The 21,983-nt window shown below is 32.0% G+C and carries 15 protein-coding genes; 7 read left to right on the top strand and 8 right to left on the bottom strand.

Annotated features, from left to right (window positions below; all coding sequences use genetic code 11):
* The first annotated feature begins 445 nt into the window (after window positions 1-445).
* From ATE84_RS10830 to ATE84_RS10825, 3 genes are all read left to right on the top strand, one after another.
* Window positions 446-748: a hypothetical protein gene (locus ATE84_RS10830; protein ID WP_143273608.1), complete on the top strand. Its 303-nt coding sequence runs from the start codon at window positions 446-448 to the stop codon at window positions 746-748.
* Window positions 749-904: 156 nt separating this feature from the next.
* On the top strand, window positions 905-1,057 hold the full coding sequence (locus ATE84_RS26120) for a hypothetical protein (protein WP_158237222.1): 153 nt from the start codon (window positions 905-907) through the stop codon (window positions 1,055-1,057).
* Between the two features lie 15 nt (window positions 1,058-1,072).
* Window positions 1,073-3,289: a DUF5916 domain-containing protein gene (locus ATE84_RS10825; RefSeq protein ID WP_101447968.1), complete on the top strand. Its 2,217-nt coding sequence runs from the start codon at window positions 1,073-1,075 to the stop codon at window positions 3,287-3,289.
* A gap of 378 nt (window positions 3,290-3,667) precedes the next feature.
* Here the strand turns inward: ATE84_RS10825 and ATE84_RS10820 are convergent, their stop codons facing one another.
* Together ATE84_RS10820 and ATE84_RS10815 are read right to left on the bottom strand one after the other, a co-directional pair.
* Window positions 3,668-4,267 carry a hypothetical protein gene (locus tag ATE84_RS10820; protein WP_101447967.1) on the bottom strand — a complete coding sequence of 200 codons (600 nt, stop codon included), beginning with the start codon at window positions 4,265-4,267 and terminating at the stop codon, window positions 3,668-3,670.
* A gap of 56 nt (window positions 4,268-4,323) precedes the next feature.
* Window positions 4,324-4,710 (bottom strand): hypothetical protein, encoded by a 387-nt coding sequence (locus ATE84_RS10815; protein ID WP_101447966.1) that lies wholly within the window; start codon window positions 4,708-4,710, stop codon window positions 4,324-4,326.
* A 224-nt stretch (window positions 4,711-4,934) separates the two neighbouring features.
* Between ATE84_RS10815 and ATE84_RS10810 the strand changes: the two genes are divergently transcribed.
* From ATE84_RS10810 to ATE84_RS10795, 4 genes are all read left to right on the top strand, one after another.
* On the top strand, window positions 4,935-5,693 hold the full coding sequence (locus ATE84_RS10810; RefSeq protein WP_101447965.1) for a Bro-N domain-containing protein: 759 nt from the start codon (window positions 4,935-4,937) through the stop codon (window positions 5,691-5,693).
* Between the two features lie 434 nt (window positions 5,694-6,127).
* Window positions 6,128-6,316, top strand: a complete 189-nt coding sequence (locus tag ATE84_RS25850; protein ID WP_143273607.1) for a hypothetical protein — start codon at window positions 6,128-6,130, stop codon at window positions 6,314-6,316.
* Between the two features lie 283 nt (window positions 6,317-6,599).
* On the top strand, window positions 6,600-7,889 hold the full coding sequence (locus tag ATE84_RS10800) for an alpha/beta hydrolase-fold protein (protein WP_158237221.1): 1,290 nt from the start codon (window positions 6,600-6,602) through the stop codon (window positions 7,887-7,889).
* Window positions 7,890-8,191: 302 nt separating this feature from the next.
* On the top strand, window positions 8,192-9,190 hold the full coding sequence (locus ATE84_RS10795) for a C45 family autoproteolytic acyltransferase/hydolase (protein WP_101447962.1): 999 nt from the start codon (window positions 8,192-8,194) through the stop codon (window positions 9,188-9,190).
* Window positions 9,191-9,318: 128 nt separating this feature from the next.
* Here ATE84_RS10795 and ATE84_RS10790 read toward each other — a convergent pair whose 3' ends face one another.
* From ATE84_RS10790 to ATE84_RS10765, 6 genes are all read right to left on the bottom strand, one after another.
* A complete protein-coding gene (locus ATE84_RS10790; RefSeq protein ID WP_101447961.1) occupies window positions 9,319-10,245 on the bottom strand; it encodes an ROK family protein in 927 nt (308 codons plus the stop codon).
* Between the two features lie 10 nt (window positions 10,246-10,255).
* A complete protein-coding gene (locus ATE84_RS10785; RefSeq protein WP_101447960.1) occupies window positions 10,256-11,692 on the bottom strand; it encodes an MFS transporter in 1,437 nt (478 codons plus the stop codon).
* 287 nt (window positions 11,693-11,979) lie between these two features.
* Window positions 11,980-13,881 (bottom strand): SusD/RagB family nutrient-binding outer membrane lipoprotein, encoded by a 1,902-nt coding sequence (locus tag ATE84_RS10780; protein ID WP_101447959.1) that lies wholly within the window; start codon window positions 13,879-13,881, stop codon window positions 11,980-11,982.
* Between the two features lie 12 nt (window positions 13,882-13,893).
* A complete protein-coding gene (locus ATE84_RS10775; RefSeq protein WP_101447958.1) occupies window positions 13,894-17,007 on the bottom strand; it encodes a SusC/RagA family TonB-linked outer membrane protein in 3,114 nt (1,037 codons plus the stop codon).
* A 265-nt stretch (window positions 17,008-17,272) separates the two neighbouring features.
* Window positions 17,273-19,579 carry a GH92 family glycosyl hydrolase gene (locus tag ATE84_RS10770; RefSeq protein WP_233195784.1) on the bottom strand — a complete coding sequence of 769 codons (2,307 nt, stop codon included), beginning with the start codon at window positions 19,577-19,579 and terminating at the stop codon, window positions 17,273-17,275.
* 65 nt (window positions 19,580-19,644) lie between these two features.
* Window positions 19,645-21,981: a GH92 family glycosyl hydrolase gene (locus ATE84_RS10765; RefSeq protein ID WP_101447957.1), complete on the bottom strand. Its 2,337-nt coding sequence runs from the start codon at window positions 21,979-21,981 to the stop codon at window positions 19,645-19,647.
* Window positions 21,982-21,983 lie beyond the last annotated feature (2 nt).

Below are 21,983 nucleotides of genomic sequence, written 5' to 3'. Positions count from 1 at the left end.
ACTAGTTTCAAATAAAAACAATCGTTAATAATGATTTTGATCTTTTAACAAATCATAAAAATACTATACTCACAACCTAAAATATAATATTGATGTATAGGTAATGTTGGGGTAATTTGAAAAACTATTGTAGCTTAAGTGTCATAAGGATAAATTACCAAAACTAGATTATGGTTGATATCTAAATTTTAACTTCATTTTACATAAAAATGCTTTACAATAAAAGTACCTGTAATCAATAACCATTTATTGAAGAAAATAAAACAAGCATATATTATACCTAAACACATAAAATATCATAGACATACATTTATAACTACAAACTTGTATTCAAAATAGTCGTAGACTTAAAATATTAAGATACAATCGTTCTGTTCCAAATGCCTTGATAATTTTGAAAACATTTAACACTTTAATAAAACAAAAATTGTTAGGTTTGTTTACTATGGAAATAGGCCATTTAAAAAATTATATTGCCTATACTTTTATTGTCATTTTTCTTTCTTTGAAAGTGGCGGGTCTACATGTGATTACACATGATGATAATACCATTGAACATTGTGAAGTTTGTGATCTTGTTACCGTCAATAATCTTACTCCTGCTATTAATGATGTTGCCCAAAACTATATAGGCAATAATTACGAATTTCATTTTCAAAAAGAAGTAATAAGTCGCTATAATTTTGTTTATAGTACTGCTACAAATTTTACCAATCTATTTTCGAGGCCTCCTCCTTTTTTAGTGTAATCATTTTCATACTGTTTCTTTAAGTGTATATTTTTTGACACAATAGTATTATTATACTAATCTAAAAAAATCATCACTACTTTAATAAATTTCTACTTTCACAACCTTAAAAATCACCTCGTTCTATTTTGACAGTTTTTTTAGGACAAACCCATCATGCAAGAAGACTATTCTGAGCGTCCTGTTTTTAAAATGAAAGAAAATGATAATCGCTGGAGTATGGTGCTATATAGTTTTCTTAAGATTACCCTTATCTCCTTACTCTTTGGAATAATGGGTTTTATGAAGATGAAAAAAATGGCTAACTAAATAATTATTGATTCAATGAAAACCAAATACTTATATATAGTAATATTCAGCTTTCTGATGTGCATCCCGTATGCTAAAGGACAAGAGAGCGATAATTTTCCGCCACCTGAAAACCCTCAGGAAATACAAGCAACAAAAGCAACTGGAACGATAACCATTGATGGTAGATTAAATGAAATGGATTGGGAAAATGCCCCAATTGTATCCGATTTTTTTAAAATTGAACCAGTACAAAGCAAAGATTACCGTTACAAAACCGAAGTAAAAATTCTTTTCGATGATAAAAACCTCTATGTGGGCGCTTTTTGTAAAGACTCATTGGGAACAAAAGGAATTAGAATTCAGGATTTACGGCGAGACTTCTCTTATGGGGAAAACGATATTTTTGCCATTCAGATAGATGCACAGAATACCAAACAGTATGCAGTTTCTTTCCAAACCACTCCGTATGGTAATCAACGTGACTTACAAAATTTTAACGATAGTTATACGGACAATAATTGGAACGCCTTATGGTCGGTTAGGACACAACGAACTGAACAGGGATACTATGCCGAATTTGCCATTCCTTTTAAATCACTCCGCTATGATAAACCGAAAGACGGTGTGCCTGTAAACTGGGGGATTACCTTTTTTAGATTGGCCCGCAGGGACTATGAACAGACCGTTTTTCCTAAGATACCACAAGCCTTTTCTCCATACAGAATGACTTATGCTGCAAAACTTACCGGATTACAAGTACCTCCACCATCAGCAAACATTCGTATAGAGCCTTATGCTTTATATCAGTTTGAAGAAACTAAGAGTGGTAATACAGTAACCAATTCACAGAATGACTATAAAGTCGGTGGTGATGCCAAATGGGTGGTTTCCCCTAATACCGTGGTAGATTTAACCATTAATACCGATTTTGCACAGGCAGATGTGGATAGGGCGGTAAACAATTTAGAACGTTTCAATATATTTTTCCCGGAAAGGCGACAGTTTTTTCTTGAAAATTCGGGTATTTGGGCAGGAGCTTCAGAGAGAAACATAGTACCTTTTTTTAGTAGACAAATAGGGCTACAAGGTGGTTTTAATGCCGCACCAGCTCCTATAGATATTGGGGCACGCTTTACCAATAGAGATGAAAACAAGACACTTGCCGGGTTATATGTGCATCAAGGAGATACCGATGCTTCGGCAGCAGCCAACTTTGGAGTTTTTCGATATTTACAAAATTATGGTAAGGAAAATAATGTAGGTGTAATGCTCACCCATCGTTTAAATGAAAGGAACAACGCATTGTCATTAAATGAAAATAACAATACCACCCTTACCATAGACGGATTGATACGTCCCAAAAATGAGTGGACAGTTTCCTATCTGGCATCCACATCCAAGGATGAAACGACCGACAAATGGGGATATGCAGGTACTGCTTCTGTAGGCTATACCACCAATAAAATGTATTGGGGATGGCAATCCAATTTTGTAAGTAGCGATTATAACCCAGCAATGGGATTTGTCTATCAGAACAATGTTATACAGCACAACCCTGGAGGCTACTTCATTTTACGTCCTAAAAAAATGCCTTGGATTCGTCGTTGGGATCCAGGTGTTTTTGCAAGATATTATCACGATTTTGACAACCCTGAAAATTTTCAGCAAGCAAGTTTGTATTTCTTTCCTGTATATATATTTTTTAAGGATAACAGCTTTGTAGAGTATGCTGTGACCCCTACTTGGCAGAACATTAATTTTGATTTTGCTCCGTTGGGGCTTTCCATCTCGCAAGACCGCTATTTCTATACTAGGCAATTTGTTCGTTACAACTCGGACCGTTCCAAAAAGTTTTCACTATCAGGAAAGTTTGAGTGGGGTAATTTTTATAATGGTAATCGGGAAACTTTAACATCAGGAATACGCTATGCTCCAATGCCTCATTTAGCAATATCGGCTGATTATGAATACAATCACCTAAGAAATATTGGTTTGGAAGAAAAAAAATTGGAAACCAATCTATATACCGGTGGTTTGCGCTTGGCATTAAACCCTAGAATACAATTATCAGCCTTTTATCAATACAATTCATTTAATGAACAAGGTAGATGGAACGCACGTTTTAGTTGGGAATACAAACCCAATTCCTTTATTTATCTAGTATATAACAATACAGAAAATAATGGTTTTACTCCAGTTGAAAATAACACACAGTTTATTGGAAAATTGACCTTTTTAAAGCAGTTTTAATATTGTTCTAATTAGAATACAGTTTTATATACATTATTATCATAAGTAAAGTATATATGAGCGTATTCAAGAGCAATGTACTTTTGATTAAATCCTATCCAAAAATGCTTTGAGGATTTACTTTTCAAAGCATTTTTTGTTGGCTATTTAGTTCCCTAATGGGTTTTCACCACTTAATACTACTGTAGAATGCAGGATTTATCTCGAATATTTCGATCGTTTATACAGTTTCTTTTTGGGTTACATATGTTTCTGAAAAATTATGATACGTTTTGTAGAAGAATTGTTTGAAATACAATATAAATTTCGGCAATTGTATAGACAAAAAATGATGTCTATCAGATTACAAATCAATTAACAAAACAAGAATATTCCGAATTAATTTCTAATCTTTTCGGCTATTTCTATTCCGAAAGTTTTGGCCATTTCTACAGCTATTTTACTATTCGATCTTTTAGAATTTGATTCAATGTTAGGTTTCATTAACCAAAATGTTCTTGAATCAATAAGTACGGCTTCTTTTTGTTTAATCAAATCTTCAAGTAAACGTTGGGATCTTTTTGTAGAGCCGCTACCTAAGGTAATAGCAACTACATGTTTTCCTTGTATATGATCATTATTTTTTATGTGATTACGAATTGCTTTATCAGGAGTCCAATTATAGGTATTCGCACAGAATACATATAAGTCAAAAAACTCTTTTTCAAAATTTTTAGCAGCAGCTACTGTTACTACTTTTGAGCCCCAACCTTTCTCGGATAAGCCTTCTGCAAATGATTTGCTTATTTTTTCATCAAGGTTGTAAATCGGGTCAGGATCATATACGATCAGTGCCTTGTGATCGGCATCAGACATTCCTATAACAGCAATCTTTTCTGGTCCTTTTTTATCCACAATAACAGTAAGTACTATCCAAGTAATCAACGTTAATCCTAATATTACCAGAATATTTATCATCATCCTTTTTCCTCTTTTCATTATCAGCAACTATTTTTTGAATTGAAATGATTTTTCATCCAAACTTTTTTAAAAGATTAATATGGTACTAACTCATATCCTGCATTCAACAAGAGAACTCCTATTAAAAACAATAGTACGTATAACACTTGTACCAATTTTATATTGATAAACTCTAACCACTTGGTGGTTCCTTTTGGAAAGATAAATAGCAACAATCCTATACCTAAAGAAATCCAACCTATAACGGTGATGATAAATCTCCAATTTGGTTCCCAGATGTTGTGAAAAAGGATATTGAGTAATCCCACTATAATTGCTATAAAAGAAGAGATAATTAGAAATTTTTGATCTTTCAGGTCCTCAAAAATCTGCTTAATTCGTTTTGGATTAAAACTTAATATGAAGAAGAACATAATTAAATACCAACCCCAAAATTTTGCTAAAAGTATAGATGTGTCCATTATAAATATATCTTTTTGATCTATCTCTCAAATGTACAGTTTACGCTTCTTTTTTAATATGACCAATGTCATTAGGAACATCCTATTAAATTGAAATTTAATCTTCAAAATTCACCCATAAGTCAACTGTTATGATGTTTTAGTTACAGGTTAATAAATCTGATAATTATCATAGTGGGATAACATATACTCGATTATATTTATTCTTCTGAAAATTATGAATGATGAAAACAAAAATTGCAAAGAAAGAAACTAATTATTTTCAGCAGTTAACCTCTATAGAGATCAATAATCAAATTTGGTTCATCGCTGATGAAGTAGTAGAGATATTAGAGTTAGGGAATCCAAATGAAGTGTGGAGTACTCTGGATATAGAAGAACGTTTTGCTACGGAAATATTTCATAATGGTACTAAGAAAAATATGAACCTGATTTCTGAAAGCGGTTTGTATTATCTAATTTTTAAAAGCACTACAAATAGTGCTAAAAAATTCAGAAAATGGATAACTAATCAGGTTTTACCACTAATACGAGTTAGAGGATATTATACTACAAAGCGGCTAGAAATACCTAATTTTGTAATCCGTTTTAATGATAATTGGGATCGTATATCGCCTGGTTATTTTTCGATATTAAGCGAACTTTTTATTAGATTGTATGGGCGATTTGAACAAGAAGGTTATATATTACCCAACAAAGCTTTTGGCGGTAAAGAAATAAGACCCGATATTAGTATTTCTCATTATTTCGAGAAATATCTAGAAGAAAAATTTCCGCAATATAATCGTGAATTTAAAACATATCTTCATCAATTACCAAATGGTAAAGAAATAGAAGTAAAACAATACAGTAATCATTTACTACCTATATTTATAGATTTTATCGACAAGTATTGGCTGCCTGAACATGCATATACTTATTTTAAAAGTCGTGATAAAGAAGCGTTAAAGTATCTATCAAAATTGATCAGATCAGAAGTTTGATATCAAATTAACTATTCTTATTTCAAAAATTAAAATAATACAAATTCTCTAAACTGTTCTTGATATATTTTATTAAGAATCTTTTTCGGGTACAGAACTTATACAACTGACCCCATATTTAAACTTCAGAATTGTTACAATAGTTATCATTCAATCGTACTACAAAACGAAAAATATCATACAATCAATAGATGTATTATTTATGGTTTTATTATTAATAATAAAACTCAAGTAAAAGATAAATGGTAAAATAATAAATATGTGCTTCAATCTATTAAATACTGTTTAGTCACAAAGGGAATCCTAATATGATTAATCAAAAAATATTGTTAAACTTTGTTCGCATTTATAAAAATGAACTTTTATACATCTACAAAATTCTAGTTTTACTCCCAATATTATACCTGTTTCAGGTAACTATAATTAATAATTCTATGAAAAGTTTAAGCAACCGTACTATTGATTCTATAAAAGCAAATGGTCATGATTATTATATCATTTCTAAAGGAAAAGGTGAAACCATATTTTTATTGCATGGATTTTCGGATATAGCAAGTATTTGGTATTCATTTTTAGATCCTAAAAACATTCTACTGGGGTCATTTTTTACAGCAAGAAGGTGAGTTATTTTATTTAACTCAAATAAACACGCATACTAAATCAAAGATATTATCCTTGTTATTTTTTGAATTTAATCTCAATTCAAATTTTTGCACAAGACAATGTAAGTACTAGAAATAATGAATCTGAGTTTAATATAGAAAATAGTTTAAATCGTATTAAATAACCCTTTATATTGTAATTCAAAATACAATTGAGGGTATTAAAAATGAAACATATGTTGTCCTTGAAACGACCATTCAATTTATTACAAATCAATTATAATAATTTTAAATGACTTTTACTATGAAGCACCTACTCACATTAATTTTCCTAATCCAATTTGGACTTAATGTATTTAGTCAACATACTACAATATCTATTGGAGAACGATATAATATTGAGTCATCTGTTTTAAACGAAACAAGAAGTTATACTATTTATTTACCACCAAGTTATGTTAATGAAAATGATAGCAAGTATCCCGTATTATATTTGTTAGATGGGGATTATAATTTTCATCATGTAACAGGTATAGTAGAGCAACTATCAAGTATAAGTAAAAAAATACCCGAAATGATAGTCGTTGGAATTTCGGATAGTGGTCATGAAAATTACATCAACAACATGACTTTAAATGATACCGTATCAAATCCAAATGGGCGTTTTAAAAAGTTCTTAAAATTCATTAATACAGAATTGAAACCAACAATAAAAAAACAATTCAAAACAGCGAATTTTGAATTAATAAGTGGTCATTCACTAGGAGGTTATTTTGTTATCAATGCCTTATTAGATAGTCCAAAATCATTTAATGCTTATATAGCAATAAGCCCAAGTTTATGGCAAATCGATTATAAGACTAAAGATAAACTCAATGCCTTTTTTGATAATAATTCAAACCTTAACAGGCACTTATATCTATCGTTAGGAGATGAAGAAGGCATGGGAGTTCTTGGGTTTGTTGATCAGTATGACATTCTCACATTTGCAGATAAGTACTATAAAAATGAGCCATTAGGAATAAACTTTGTGTTTAAGCATTATCCAGAAGAGAACCATAACTCTGTAGGTCTTATATCGGTTAACAATGCTCTTAAACATTTTTTTAAAAGCTATGATATTAATAGCGATGAATTATCAAAATTAAAAACTTTCAAAGAATACAAAAACCGCATAAAAGCATATTCAAAATTGATGGGAGACGACTTTAAAATACCTACGCATCATTTAGAATATCTAACAACAAAATTTCATGAAAACGAAGTAGAATTCCTCGTATTAGAAAAAGAAGTTAAGGCAAAATATTCATCATCCATATCAGATTTCAATAATGCATTAGGAAATATCTATATTAAGAATTCAAAAACGGTTAAAGCAATTAAATTATTAGAATCAAATTGTAGTTCTTATCCAAATGAACCTAAATACCTATCAAATTTAGCGAAAGCATATTTCAAAAATAACAATAAAGAAAAGGCTATAAAGACTTTTGAAAAAGCAATAAACCTTGCAAAGAAACAATCTGCAAGACAATGGTATCTAAATCAATTAAAAGCAGATTATCTAAAGGCATTAAAAAATGATAAAATCTAAAATGATAACAGTGGTTCGTTACAGACCTGATAACATATAGTTTGTTAGTTTATATAATTATAGATAGATGATAGTACTCATTATGAACGTATATAACTTTTCTATTTTTCTTAGAATACTTTTTTAGGTGTGGTTTTAATTACAGTTTTATACTTCAAAAAAATTGGTTAATAACAAGAACTATAAGCGAATGGTAAAGGAAAGAATACTGCCTTCTGTTTTACAACAATAAAAATTATAAGTATTGATTTGGAAAAAAATCAATAGTAAACTTATAGAAAAACATTAAAATTAGAATAAAGATGTATCATCCGCGATTATATGGAGAGTTTTATGAAATGGGATTGAAGTATGGGAAACTACTTCGCGAAAAAGCTAATTTCACTCTTCCGAAAATAAGCAGTCAAAAGACTGAATTTGGATTTGAATCTTATAAAGAGTTACAAAAATTCTATCCTGAAGTGGTAGAAGAAATTGAAGGCTTTGCTGAGGGAATTAACGATAAATCAGAAAATTTAGGAGCATTTCTATTAAGCCTTGGAGTTTTTGACACTACAGGACAATGTAGTGTGTTTGCTTTCAACAACAAGGATTCAGTAATTATTGGTAGAAATTATGACATGCTTTTTGATTTCAAAAAATTTACAGAAAGTAGTTTGATTGCTCCAAAAAATAAATATTCATACATAAGTCAATCTGATGTTTTTATTGGACGCTCTGATGGAATTAATGAAAAAGGCCTATCTATAGCAATGTCTTTTGTAAATGGAACAGAAGTTCAACCAGGAATCAGTTTTCATTTTATCATAAGAAAAGTACTAGAAAACTGTAGTACCACTGCACAAGCAGCAAAACTAATCCGAGAAACAAAAGTCTCTTCGGCAAATAATTTTCTTATTGCAGATAAATCTGGAAACATTGTAGTCGTAGAATCTGCCCCTCAAAAAAGTGTAATTAGACAATCTGGAAACAATGATAATTTTATTTCTATTACTAATCAATTCATTACAAATGAAATGAAGTCTTTGGATAAAGGTGGAGTTGAATGGAGTAAGAGTATAGAAAGATATAACGGATTAAAAGAGCAATTGGAGTCTATAAAAGAAATGGATTTATTAAAAGCGAAAGAAATATTATCCAACAAATGTGTTTGCTTAGACTTAAGAAAACAAAAATTTGGAACAATTTGGTCTGTTGTTGCAAACTTAAATGAATTGAAAATTGAAAGAGCAGAAACAAAACCAAAAATAGTAAATTATAAACCTGAAACCAGGCTTGATTGGTGGTTAAAAAAAAGATAGCTATGTAATAACAAAAAATGCTTAGACTTAGGTATTGAATTTTAACGTGTTGAATTTCGCTATTAAAAACGGCTATCGGTTATTGTGGTGCAAATAAGTATTTCACTTTTGAATGAAGTTTTTTAAAATCATGATTTGATGTATTTATCTTCGTCTGATAATTCTAAGAAAAAATCATCATCTATTAATCTGGCGGCACCTATCAAAGCGGCACTCTCTCTAAGTTTACTTTTATAAATTGGTATGGTTATATCAAGTTTGTTAAACGTTTGGATCAGGTCCTCTATAAAAAATGTCCAGGCATTACTAATATTACCTCCAATCACGATAGCCTCTGCCTCAAAATCTAGTAGCCAAGGGGTAAGAAAAATTGCCAAATTTTCTGAAAATTCTTTAAAAATTTTTGTGGTCGCGATATTGTCTTTTTCAAATCTAATCAGTTCTTTAACTCCAATTATTTCTTCATTGGTAAGTTCCTTATATCGTTTTTGAAACCACACCGTAGAAAAACTAGTGTCTGCAATGTCATTCCCAAATGGCAAATGATACAACTCACCATATAACGGAACTCCTTTTCCTTCTAATATAGGAATACCTTTATCTAAAAAAGTAGCTCCCAGACCTGTTCCTAAAGTAATTGCAATAGCTTTATCACAAGAAACCAATTCTCCTACCCAAGCCTCTCCTATTCCGAAACAAGCAGCATCATTATGAAATCGAACAGAAACAGAAGATTTCAAGTTTAATTTTTTGATGATATGACCTTTTAGATTAAAATTACTTAACATCTCAAATTTGTTTTTCCCTTTATCAGGAAAAATCCCTTTCTCATAATCAAAAGGACCTGGCATAGCTATACCTATACCTTTTAATTTTTCATTTCCCAAATTATCAATTGCCAATTCTATAACGCCAATCCAACTATCTAATATCAGATCTGAACTCAATGTATTACTAATTTCCATTGTATAGATATTCTGTACTTGATCCGGTACATTTTCATCTATTATAGCCACAGAAATATGGGTGCCTCCAATATCTACTCCTAGAACCATTTTTATATCTTTAAAGTGTATGTTTTATCTTGTATCCAACTAAACCATAAAAAACTAAGTATCCATAGCATACTACAGGTATAAAAAAAGATAATTTAATTCCTATATAATCTGCTACTATACCTTGCAACAATGGTATTAATGCTCCTCCAACTATCATCATTACCAATAACGAAGAGGCCTGACTTGTATATTTTCCTAAATCTTTTATTGCTAATGTAAATATGTTTGACCATAAGATTGAGTTAAATGCTCCAATTGCAATAGCGCTCCAAAAGGCTATCTGTCCATTACATAAAATCATGATTAATAATAGCACTATAACTATTACTACAAATAAGGTTAATAATTTTGAAGACTTAGTACCTCCTATCAGAAAAAACAAATAGTTACTAATTAGGAAAACTACAAATAGCCAAATTTTAGAAAATGATAAAAATTGTATTGAAAATGTACCAGCCTCAATCTTTATTGCAGTAATAAAATAGAGTATAAAAAAGAAAAACACCGATAACAAAGCCATTAATAAGTACTTTTTTATTTTATCAGTCATCTCGCTCATAGATACCGATCCCAAAAATCTTCCAATCATTGCTCCTCCCCAGTAGTAGGATAAAAAAACTCCTGCCTCAGCTTCTTCCATCCCCATAACAGTTTCTAAACCAAAGAAGTTTATTAAAAAACTACCAATAGATACTTCACCTCCTACATAAAAAAAGATGGCAAACATCCCTAAAACAACGTGTCTGAATTTTAAAACCCCAAGTCCTTTCTCAATTTTTTCGGTATTGATAAAAGATGGTAGGTTAACAAATTTTACAATAATAGCTAATACAAAAAACAGGCAACCGTATATCAGATATGGCATTTTTAAAGATTCTATTGTAATTTCACCATTAGAAAACACCTTATATAATAATGCTGCACCTACAATTGGAGCCAATGTGGTTCCAAAAGAATTGAACCCTTGAGCTAGATTAAGTCTACTTGATGCAGTTTTTGGTTTTCCGAGTATAGCTGCATAGGGATTGGCTGTAATTTGTAAAATTGTCACTCCAGAAGCAAGAACAAATAAAGCTCCTAAAAACACTTCATACCGCTGATGATTGGCAGCTGGATAAAAAAGACAACAGCCAATTCCACACAATATAAGTCCAATAATAATTCCGTTTTTGTATCCTATTTTGGAAATAGGATCTCCTATACTAACCGAAGTAATGAAATAAATAAGGGAAATGATAAAAAAGGCTCCAAAAAAAGCAAATTGTATTAATGCTGCCTGAAAATAGCTAAGTTCAAAAACAGCCTTTAAATGAGGGATTAATACATCATTCATAACCGTAATGAACCCCCACAGAAAAAACAAAAAAACAATCACAAAAAAAGGCTTATTATAGCTTTTCTGTCTTTCTGATATTACGGATTCGTAATCTGGTAATATTGACATATTATTTATTATTGTTTATAAAGTAGATTTATGAAAAAACAGACTGAAACCAGATGATATTTTAATTGAAAAAACCTTATCTACATGAATGTTTAGATTTCTTAAACTCACTTATTCATTTTTCTATTATTATAGTATCAACTATTATTTCTATAGTAGATTCCTTTCAAATAATTCATTGAATTGTAGAACAAAAATAGTTTCTTTAAAAACCCTCCTTTTATACAGGAGGGTTAATTAATTACTATCAAAAAAACACTATGAGAACTACATTTCAACCAATAGTTTTATTCTTGTTTAGCCCACCATAAGGGAGTATGCACAGCATCATTTCCTCCCAAATGATTAACAGCTTGTTGATATCCATTTGGTACATTATTAGGAAAATCGGAAGGGTATTTTAGTCTTTGTCCATAAAACTTCACATTATTAGTCATAAAATTACCGCTATTTAATGCCGGTAAATCTGGTAATAGATTTTCAACGGCTGGGTTTTCAAAGAATGGCAAGCCCAATCTTCTATGATCACTCCACGCTTCTAGGGGTAACCATGGTGTCTGAGCAATATATTTTTGTGTAATAATCTTGGTTAAAAGATCATTTTTTACAGTACCTCCTTTGTAAATTGTATTCTCTGGATAGTTAACATTAACTGACCCAGGGCTGCTTGTATAGCCATCAATATAATTCATCGAGATAGTTGTAGGTGGTTCTATAACATGTCCCCAACTCACAGAAGTTCCTACTCTATTATAATCTTGAGAAGTCAAATATGAGCTTAAATGTGAAGAAACATTTAAATGAGTAAAACTCTCGTTAATCCCTTGTTCATAAGCTGCTTGACCGCCCATAGGGACACTCCACCCTCTTACAGCAGCTTCAGCAATTAGGAAATAAGATTCCCATGAAGCAAAAAATACCCGTTCGGCAGTACTATTCCTATATTTATTCGATAAACGTGGTAATGTACCGGCATATCGTAATCTATTTTTCGAACCTTTAGCCCCCCAGTCACCAGTGGTTGGAGCATTCCAGGTAAATGCAGCATCTATTTCAACAACAACATTGTCTGCATCATCGAGTAAATCTCTCTTGGTAGTAGTTGCAGCATCCGACCAAGAAGGGTATGTATTAAAATCTGGATCGTCAAAATCTCCTGGGATTTTATACATCTCGTATGCTCTTGGGTCTATAGTGCTGTGTAATCCATCAAACCAAAAACCTGCCGAAGGATCATTAGTCATTGTTGTAAAATGATCCTCAAATTTTAATCCTATATAATTTGCTGGTTTTATATTAGTATGTTGGTCTACTGGCAATAAATCCTGAGATGTTATACCTCCTAAACCGATCATTATGTTATTAAGAGTTGGAGATAAATACTGGTTATTCCATTGTCTAGCCATTACCCCTCCATAAGAATTCCAATCATCTATTTCCTGAACCTTAAAATTATCTGCTAATGATGCTATATACATATCACTTACAGCATTTTCAAACTCTTGTTGTGCTTTAGCAGGATCTACTTCAGATAACCTCATGGCCAAACGCATTCTTAAAGAATTAGCATACTTCTTCCATTTGGTATAATCGTATCCATATGCAGGATCAAGTTTTTCTAATCCGCTTGGATTAATAATTGAGGCATTTAATTCTGATGCGGCCTCTTTCAACTCAGATAAAAGATAATAATACACATCTTTCACACTACTATATTCTGGATTTTTTCCTTTAAAACCTTGAATAGGAATAGGCCCAAAATTGTCACTCATTTCGCTCATAAGATACGCTCTCCAAATTCTTGCTACTTGCTTCAAATTAGCAGTATATTCCTTATCTATTCCAGAATCAATATGAGTATCTGCTATTTTAATTCCAGAATTAATATCGTTTAACCATTTAGAAACATATCTATTATAATAATCACTAGTCCATCCATCACTTTGAAAACCTTCGGATAATGTTCCAATTCTATCCATTCGTCCTGCGTCTTTCCAATACAACACAAAAACTCGTTCTCCAATATGTGGATCTTGCTGTGCTCCTCCAATAGAATTATTTATAAAATATTCTATTTGTACTTGATTTTCATTAGCTGCTACAGGGTCTACATTGATTTCTTCAAAATCAGAACATGAAAACATCAATAAGCTCAAAAGCAAAGCTGTTTTTTTTACTATTTTTTTCATCTTTTTAATTTTTTAAAAACTTACTGATACATTCAAAATTATACTACGTGTTGTTGGAGATGAAAGGCTTTCAAAACCTGTAGCATTAGTTGAAGTAGCATAAACCGATTCTGGATCAACTCCGTTTAAATGACTTTTAATCATCCAAACATTATTAGCTGAAATTCCTAATGTCATCTTTTGAATTTCTATTTTTTCTAACCATTTAGATGGAAGAGAATAGCTTAAGTTTACATTTCTTAATCTAATGTTTGTAGCATCATAAATATTAGCTTCATTTATCCCTAAATTACCAGATCTACCTGTAATTGCTGTCCAGTAATTCTCAGGAGAAACAGCTACTGTATTTGTTGTGAAATTGCCACTACCATCATCTACTACTCCATCAACCAAAATATCTTCTCTCCCTCCATTTACTACCGTTGCAGATGCATTACCGATTTCTTGTAATGCTAGATTTGTTCCTGAAAAAATTTCTCCTCCTAAACGAGCATCTATCAAAAACCCAAGGGATATATTTTTATAAGTAAATGTGTTAGAAAATCCAATCATAGCATCTGGTTGTTGATTTCCCAAATTGAAGCTCTCCTCAGTTGCCAAAGGCAATCCATCTCCATCAACAATAATTTTACCAAAATTTGCATCAGATGGGTCTTCTACTCTTCTATATTTGGTCCCCCATATTTCTCCATAATTCCCTCCTCTAAATGCCAAGATTGATAAATTATCAAATCCTCCCAAACGATATTTTGTAACTTCATCTGTAAGTTCGAGTATTGTATTTTTATTGGTTGAATAATTAAGATTTACGTCCCACGAAAACTCTTTCAAGTTATCAAGTATTTTTCCACTTATCCCTAATTCATACCCTTCATTTTGTATATCACCTGCATTAATTATTTCAGAATTAAAACCACTTAATGGGTCTAAAGGAAGTTCTATTAGTTGATTAGTAGCATTAGATTTATACCATGCAAAATCAATAGCTAAACGGCTATTAAAAAATCGTCCTTCAAAACCAACTTCTAATGATTTAATCAATTCATTTTTCACATCAGAATTAAACAAAACATCACCACTAGTAGCTGTTGTATTATTATTAGGATCACTTCCTATTGTATAAAAATTGTAGAGTTTATATGCATCCAGATCATTTCCTACTGAAGCATATGAAGCTCTAATTTTACTAAAATTCAACCACTCTGGCAATTCATTAAACATTTCTGTAAACACTAAAGAAGTACTGATAGATGGATAGAAAAATGATCGATTGGCTTTACTTAATGTAGAAGACCAATCGTTACGTCCAGTAGCTTCTATAAAGAAATAACCTCCATAGTTTAACTGTAATGAACCGTATAGAGAATTAATCTTTTTTTCACTAAAAATTTGCTCTATAGTCGCATTATTTATTCCGTTATTTAATGAAAATAAATTTGGAACTTCAAGATCTCCAGAATTTGAACTTAGTCCACTAGCTCTATTGGACATTAAATTTCCTCCTAAAGTCAATACACCTCCAAACTCTCCAATGATATTATTCTTTGAAGCAGTAAGTAAAGCACTATAATTTTTCTCTATAAATGTATTTTTTCCTAAAGAATACCTCCCAGTATTAGAAAGAGGGCTACCAGAATACAATTTAGATTCTGTGTTAGTAGTATACAAATCGGCACCTGCTTTAATTTCAGCACTTAACCAGTCGGTCATTTCATATTTTAATGAACCATTTAATAAAAAGCGATCTCTCGAATCTTCGCTTAAATTCTTTTCTATTGACCAATATGGATTTACTGCATTCGTATCCAAATACCATCTCATATTATTCGATGGATCTGTATGCATTTCAAATTCTGCAATATTCAATGATCTTGGTAACAGTGCTACCGTACGATAGGGATTACTAATATTTGCTCCATTTAATGGTCTGTTTTCAGCTTTTAAGTTGGTATATTGTACTTTTACATCTGTAGTCCAATTATCTTTTTTACCAAATTTTGATACTGCTCTTGTTAATAAATTTAGTCTTTCTAGAGTAGCTCCCGGTATATTACTATCATCATTTAAAAAGTTTACTGAAGAATAAACTGATGTAGCATCATTAACTTGCTGTTGAAATGATATACTATATGTCTGATTAAATCCTCCGTTATAATAATGATCTAAATTATCATAAGCCTGTAACGCAACCTGTTTTCCTTCCCAATCCTCTACTGACTGTCCTTCAATTTTTGGCCCCCAACTTGATACCGATTGGTCTTCAAAAACTCCATTTGTTCCTTGTCCGTAAGAATTTTGAATCTCTGGTTTTAAGAATATACTTTGAAACCCCGTAGTTGCAGAAAATGTTATCCCTAGTCCTTCCCTTGTTTTTCCTGTCTTTGTTGTAATCAATATCACTCCATTTCCAGCACGTGAGCCGTACAACGCTGCAGCAGCTCCTCCTTTTAACACAGAAACACTCTCTATATCTTCTGGGTTTAAATCTCCTAAACCATTTCCTAAATCCTGTGAAGGGTTAAAAAAATCATTCTCGGTAGCTCCTGTAAAATTGTTCATTGGTATTCCATCAATCACAATTAATGGTTGATTATCTCCTGTAAGAGAATTATTTCCTCTTAATACAATTTTTGAAGAACCCGCTGGACCATTACTTCCTCTTACAATTTGAAGTCCGGCTACTTTACCAGAAATTGAGTTCGCCAAATTATTCTCTCTTGCTTCTAATACAGTAGTCCCTTTTACTTCTTGCACAGAATATCCTAAAGATTTTCTCGCTCTTTTAATTCCCAAAGCCGTAACAACGACTTCTCCTAATTGTTCAGTATCTTCAATTAATGATACTTTAATTTCAGATTGTCCATTTATTGATATTTCTTTTTCTTCAAATCCAAGAGAAGAAAATATCAAAATACCTGATAAATCAGAAACTTCAACAGTATAATTACCATCAAAATCTGTAGATGTTCCATTAGATGTTCCTTTTTCAATCACATTCACTCCAACCAAAGGCATCCCGTCTTCACCCGTTACAATACCAGAAACGGTTTTTTTATTTTGCGCTAATGTTACACTACTAAACAAACACAACACAAATGTTAAAAAAATCAGTAATTTACTAACCATACTATCTTTTTTTAGTTAATTTATTTCAATATCGACAGTACAAATGTTACTCTAATGCTAATTTTTTATATAAATTTTTCGATCAATGACAACTCAAAAAGGTTAAATAACATCTAATTGATTCATAAAATTTTGTAGATATTGACAAATCAACCGTTTTCAAATCATACCGTTTTCATATTATAGTTTTCTATGTAGTCATTTCTATGTTTGATATGATCATTATCCAAGCATAGAAAAACAAAACCAAGTTGACTTATCTTATTTATTTCAAAATGAATTGCAACTTTCCCGTTTTGGTTAATTCCTGATGTGAGATAAAATAACTCTGATGCTCTTTTTCATTTACTAAAACCGTATTAATAAAAGCTTCTCCATCAGAAATAGAAGAGGTAATTACGATCTTATCATTTTTATAATATTTTTTATCTAAATGAATCGTAATTTTTTCAAATTTTGGAGTACAAAATGTATATATGGGTTGGGCTGGTGAAACTGGGTATATCCCCATCATCGAGAATATAGCCCAGGCAGACATGGTACCTGTGTCATCATTTCCTGGTAACCCATCCGGAGTATTCTTATAATAAGTTCTCAGGAGTTCATTGACTGTTTTTTGTGTTCTCCATTCTTCTCCTTTTATATAATTAAACAAAAAAGGGTACGCTATATCAGGCTCATTAGCCATATCATATTGCTTATTGTCAAAAACTTTTTGTAATTGTTCTAAAAATGGTTGATCACCTCCCATGAGTTTTTTTAATCCCGAAATATCATGTGGAACCATAAAGGTGTATTGCCAGGCATTTCCTTCTATAAACCCAAGATTTTTTACAAAATTAGCTCCTGTATCAGGATTATAAGGAGATAACCAGGTTCCATTATCATTTTTAGGTCGTAACAAATTAAATTCTTTATCAAAAAGCTTTCTATATGTTAATGATCGTTTTGAAAAACGTAAATAATCTTCTTCTTTACCCAGTTCTTTAGCTAGTTGCGCTATAGAAAAATCTGTAATATTATATTCTTGTGTAGTAGATACCGATCCACTACTGGTAGTTTTTGTGGTGAGATATCCTTTCTCTATGTAATCCTTAATTCCAGGTCGTAGTGGGTTATCATCTAATTGATCTCCACTTTTGAGCATGGCTTGATATGCTTTTTCTATGTCAAAATCTTTAATTCCTCTTAAGTACGTATCTGCAATAATAATTCCTGCTGGATCTCCAACCATAGTTGTTGTTTCTGTAGCATTTAACTCCCACTTGGGTAACCATCCTGTTTCATCATAAATCTGCAACATGCTCTTGACCATATCTGATTGTTGTTTTGGATATACCAAACTCATTAATTGATGCAAGTTCCTATAGGTGTCCCAAAGTGAAAAAACGGTATATCGAGTTCCTTTTGTTTGTAAAGTTTCTCTGGTTTTCATTTTAGGGTATTCTCCATTTACATCATTCAAAGTATTTGGGTGTATGAGTGTATGATATAGAGCAGTATAGAATTTTATTTTATCCTCTTTTTTACCTCCTTCTACTTCAATTCTTGATAAGTATTGATTCCAGTTTCTCTTGGTTTCTTCACGTATTTGATCAAAAGTTTTATCCGAAGTTTCTTTTTCTAAATTTTCTCTGGCATTCTCTATACTTACATACGAGATTCCTACTTTCATTTCTACCTGTGTAGGGGCTTCAAAATGATACTTCATATATCCTCCAATACTATCTCCTACTACCTCTTTTGTATATCCTTTCTTTATTCTTTCTTTGCCATTGTACGCCATCCACTGTGCTTCAACTCCCTTGTATTTCTTTGTTTTTTTCCATACTCCAAATTCATCTGCAGGTTTTGAAAATCGAGCTACAAAATATACAGGATATGCTTCTTCTGGTTTATAATAACAAAATGATCCTACATAACGCATTCCTTCCATTTCTGTTGAAGACACTATTTTGATCATCCCTCCTTGTTCATTGGTGAGTCCTAACCCCAAATTGAGTAGTATATTAGATTCTCCCTTTGGAAAAGTATATTTACTCACTCCTGTTCTAGTCGTAGCTGTTGTTTCTACTTTAATATTGTATTTATCCAGTACGTTGGAATAATAGCCTACTTGTGCAACTTCATTAGAATAAGTGCTCCCATATAAAGAATGATCGGTTTGGACTGCTCCTGTGGTTGGCATTGCGAGAATCACGCCTAGTTCTGGGCATCCTACTCCACTAAGGTTTACATGACTAAATCCTGTTAAAAAAGTATTCTCGTGGACATAAGGTGTAGAAAACCAACGACTATCTTTTTCTAAAGGAAGATTTTGTTTTCCTGCTACATTAAATGGAGATACACTTGCCATCCCTCTTACTGCTATTGGTCCTGGGTTAGTTGTCCCAAAGTTTGAGGTTCCGATAAACGGGTTTACATATTGTGTAATATCAAGTGACTGCTTTTCAGAAATACTATTTTCTTTTACTTTTTCTACTTTAGTTTCCTTTTGGCAAGAGAAAAACAATAGGGCAGTTATCATCCATGCTCTCAAAATATATGTCTTTCTAAAAATAACCCTGATCATGCTCTCTAATTTTTATGTAATCCTTTCGAAATGTTAAACACATTGAAAATCTTTTCTAAATTAAATTACTCCTTACTTAAAGAATAGGGCACCTCTTCTTTTGAATTTGCCCATTCTATATTTGGAGTATCAGCCATTTTGAAATCTAAACGTCCTCCTTGCTGAATTACTTCATAATCCAAATAGCTGTTATGATATGTTTCTCTGTTTAATGAAGCAGACTGGATGTAGAAATTTTCTTTATTATTTTCTGGAGCACTAATTACAAACTCATTTCCATTTTCTAATGCAATTGTAGCTTTCTTAAACAATGGACTTCCTATTACATATTGATTTACTCCCGGAGTAACCGGATAAAACCCTAATGCACTAAAAACATACCAGGCAGAGGTTTGACCATTATCCTCATCTCCACAGTATCCATCTGGTGTTGCAGAATACAGTTTAGTTAATACTTCACGTATTTTTTCCTGAGTTTTGTACGCAGCATTAGCATAGTTATAGAGGTAAATCATATGCTGGATAGGTTGATTACCATGTGCATAGTTTCCCATATTTACAATTTGCATTTCTCGAATTTCATGAATTGTAAACCCATAGTAAGAAGCATCGAATTCAGGAGGCATGTTAAACACATAATCCAGCTGCTTCTCGAACTCTGATTTTCCGCCCATTAACTGAATCAAACCTTCTATGTCATGAAAAACAGACCAGGTATAATGCAAACTATTACCTTCGGTAAAGGCATCCCCCCATTTTAAAGGATTAAAAGGAGATTGAAAACTACCATCTTTATTCTTTCCTCTCATCAGTTTGGTAGTAGGGTCAAATAAATTTTTGTAGTTCTTAGATCGTTTATAGAAGGTTTCTGCGATATCCTTTTTTCCTTGTTTTTCTGCTATTTTAGCAATGGTGAAATCGGCATATGCATATTCTAATGTTCTTGCTGCATTTTCATTGATGTTCACATCATAAGGAACATATCCAAGTTTATTATAATATGTTATTCCTTCTCTTCCCACAGAACGTATTTCCTTACCATTGGATAAGGGACGCCCTTCTGATGTTGTTGCATTTTTTAAGGTTGCTTCGAATAAGGTTTCTATATCTATGTTAGGGATTCCTTTTAAAAATGCATCTGCAATTATTGGTGCTGAGTTTGAGCCAATCATACAATCCCTATGTCCCGGGCTAGCCCATTCGGGAAGCCATCCCGATTCTTTATATGTATTAGCTAATCCTTCCATGATATGACTATTCAATTCTGGATACATCATATTGAAGAAAGGAAATACCGCTCTAAAGGTATCCCAAAATCCATTATCGGTAAACATATACCCTGGTAGCACTTTCCCGTTATAAGGACTATAATGCACTATCTCATTTTTTTCATTGAATTCATAGAATTTTCTAGGAAATAGCAATACTCTATATAGACAAGAATAAAAAGTTTTGATATGATCTAAATTATCATCTTCTATCTTAATTCTACTTAACTCTTTTTCCCAAGCCTTTTTGGCCTTTATTTGAGTTTGTTGGAATGTATCGTTTCCTATTTCCCGGTTCAAATTTAATTGTGCTTGTTCTGGACTAATAAAAGATGATGCTACTTTAACATGTACTGTTTCTCCTTTTTTAGTTTTAAAACCTATTATAGCTCCCACATGCTCCCCTTCGTTCTCTTTTGAGTTTTCTGCCAATTTCCAGCCATCGTCCCAGATATGATTAACTTCAAAATCTTTATCAAATTCGGCTACAAAATAATTATGAAAATTCTCTGGAACACCTCCACTATTATTTCTACAGTATCCAATTATCTTACGTTCTTCTGGGATAATCTTTACCATAGAGCCTTTAAAAAAAGCATCCAGTATAATATATGATTGTTCATTTTCAGGAAAAGTAAATTTAAAATGTGCTGCTCTTTCGGTCGGAGCAACTTCGACAACTACATCATAATCTGCCAAATACACCTTATAATGATATGGCTTTACGGTTTCTGCTTTATGAGAGAACCATGATGCTCGCTCATCTTCTTTATACTTGAGATCTCCTGTAACTGCCATTAATGAAAATGCTGCATAATCGTTGATCCAGGGACTTGGTTGGTGTGTCTGCTTTATTCCTCTTATTTTGTTTTCATCATACTTATACGTCCATCCATCTCCCATTTTTGAAGTCATGGGTGTCCAGAAATTCATTGCCCAGGGAGTTGCTATTGCAGGATAAGTATTCCCATTAGATAAGTCAAAAGCTGAGTCGGTTCCCATTAATGGGTTCACATAATCTACCAAACTCTGTGTTAGAACGGCTTCTTTACGTTCTTTCTTTTCTATATTTTGTTCTTTACAGGATAGTATTGATATCATTATCAGACAACTCCATATTAGTTTACCTTTCATCT

This window comes from Aquimarina sp. MAR_2010_214 (genome assembly GCF_002846555.1).
Taxonomy (GTDB): domain Bacteria; phylum Bacteroidota; class Bacteroidia; order Flavobacteriales; family Flavobacteriaceae; genus Aquimarina.
Note: the sequence above shows the minus strand (reverse complement) of the source record. Positions and strands in the feature narration are given on the sequence as shown.

Excerpts from the sequence above, each read along its gene's own strand:
- ATE84_RS26120 (WP_158237222.1), top strand. The coding sequence starts at position 905 with ATGCAAGAAGACTATTCTGAGCGTCCTGTTTTTAAAATGAAAGAAAAT.
- ATE84_RS25850 (WP_143273607.1), top strand. The coding sequence starts at position 6,128 with ATGAAAAGTTTAAGCAACCGTACTATTGATTCTATAAAAGCAAATGGT.
- ATE84_RS10795 (WP_101447962.1), top strand. The coding sequence starts at position 8,192 with ATGTATCATCCGCGATTATATGGAGAGTTTTATGAAATGGGATTGAAG.
- ATE84_RS10775 (WP_101447958.1), bottom strand. The coding sequence starts at position 17,007 with ATGGTTAGTAAATTACTGATTTTTTTAACATTTGTGTTGTGTTTGTTT.
- ATE84_RS10780 (WP_101447959.1), bottom strand. The coding sequence starts at position 13,881 with ATGAAAAAAATAGTAAAAAAAACAGCTTTGCTTTTGAGCTTATTGATG.
- ATE84_RS10830 (WP_143273608.1), top strand. The coding sequence starts at position 446 with ATGGAAATAGGCCATTTAAAAAATTATATTGCCTATACTTTTATTGTC.
- ATE84_RS10770 (WP_233195784.1), bottom strand. The coding sequence starts at position 19,579 with ATGATCAGGGTTATTTTTAGAAAGACATATATTTTGAGAGCATGGATG.
- ATE84_RS10765 (WP_101447957.1), bottom strand. The coding sequence starts at position 21,981 with ATGAAAGGTAAACTAATATGGAGTTGTCTGATAATGATATCAATACTA.
- ATE84_RS10790 (WP_101447961.1), bottom strand. The coding sequence starts at position 10,245 with ATGGTTCTAGGAGTAGATATTGGAGGCACCCATATTTCTGTGGCTATA.
- ATE84_RS10785 (WP_101447960.1), bottom strand. The coding sequence starts at position 11,692 with ATGTCAATATTACCAGATTACGAATCCGTAATATCAGAAAGACAGAAA.
- ATE84_RS10820 (WP_101447967.1), bottom strand. The coding sequence starts at position 4,267 with ATGAAAAGAGGAAAAAGGATGATGATAAATATTCTGGTAATATTAGGA.
- ATE84_RS10810 (WP_101447965.1), top strand. The coding sequence starts at position 4,935 with ATGAAAACAAAAATTGCAAAGAAAGAAACTAATTATTTTCAGCAGTTA.
- ATE84_RS10815 (WP_101447966.1), bottom strand. The coding sequence starts at position 4,710 with ATGGACACATCTATACTTTTAGCAAAATTTTGGGGTTGGTATTTAATT.
- ATE84_RS10800 (WP_158237221.1), top strand. The coding sequence starts at position 6,600 with ATGAAGCACCTACTCACATTAATTTTCCTAATCCAATTTGGACTTAAT.
- ATE84_RS10825 (WP_101447968.1), top strand. The coding sequence starts at position 1,073 with ATGAAAACCAAATACTTATATATAGTAATATTCAGCTTTCTGATGTGC.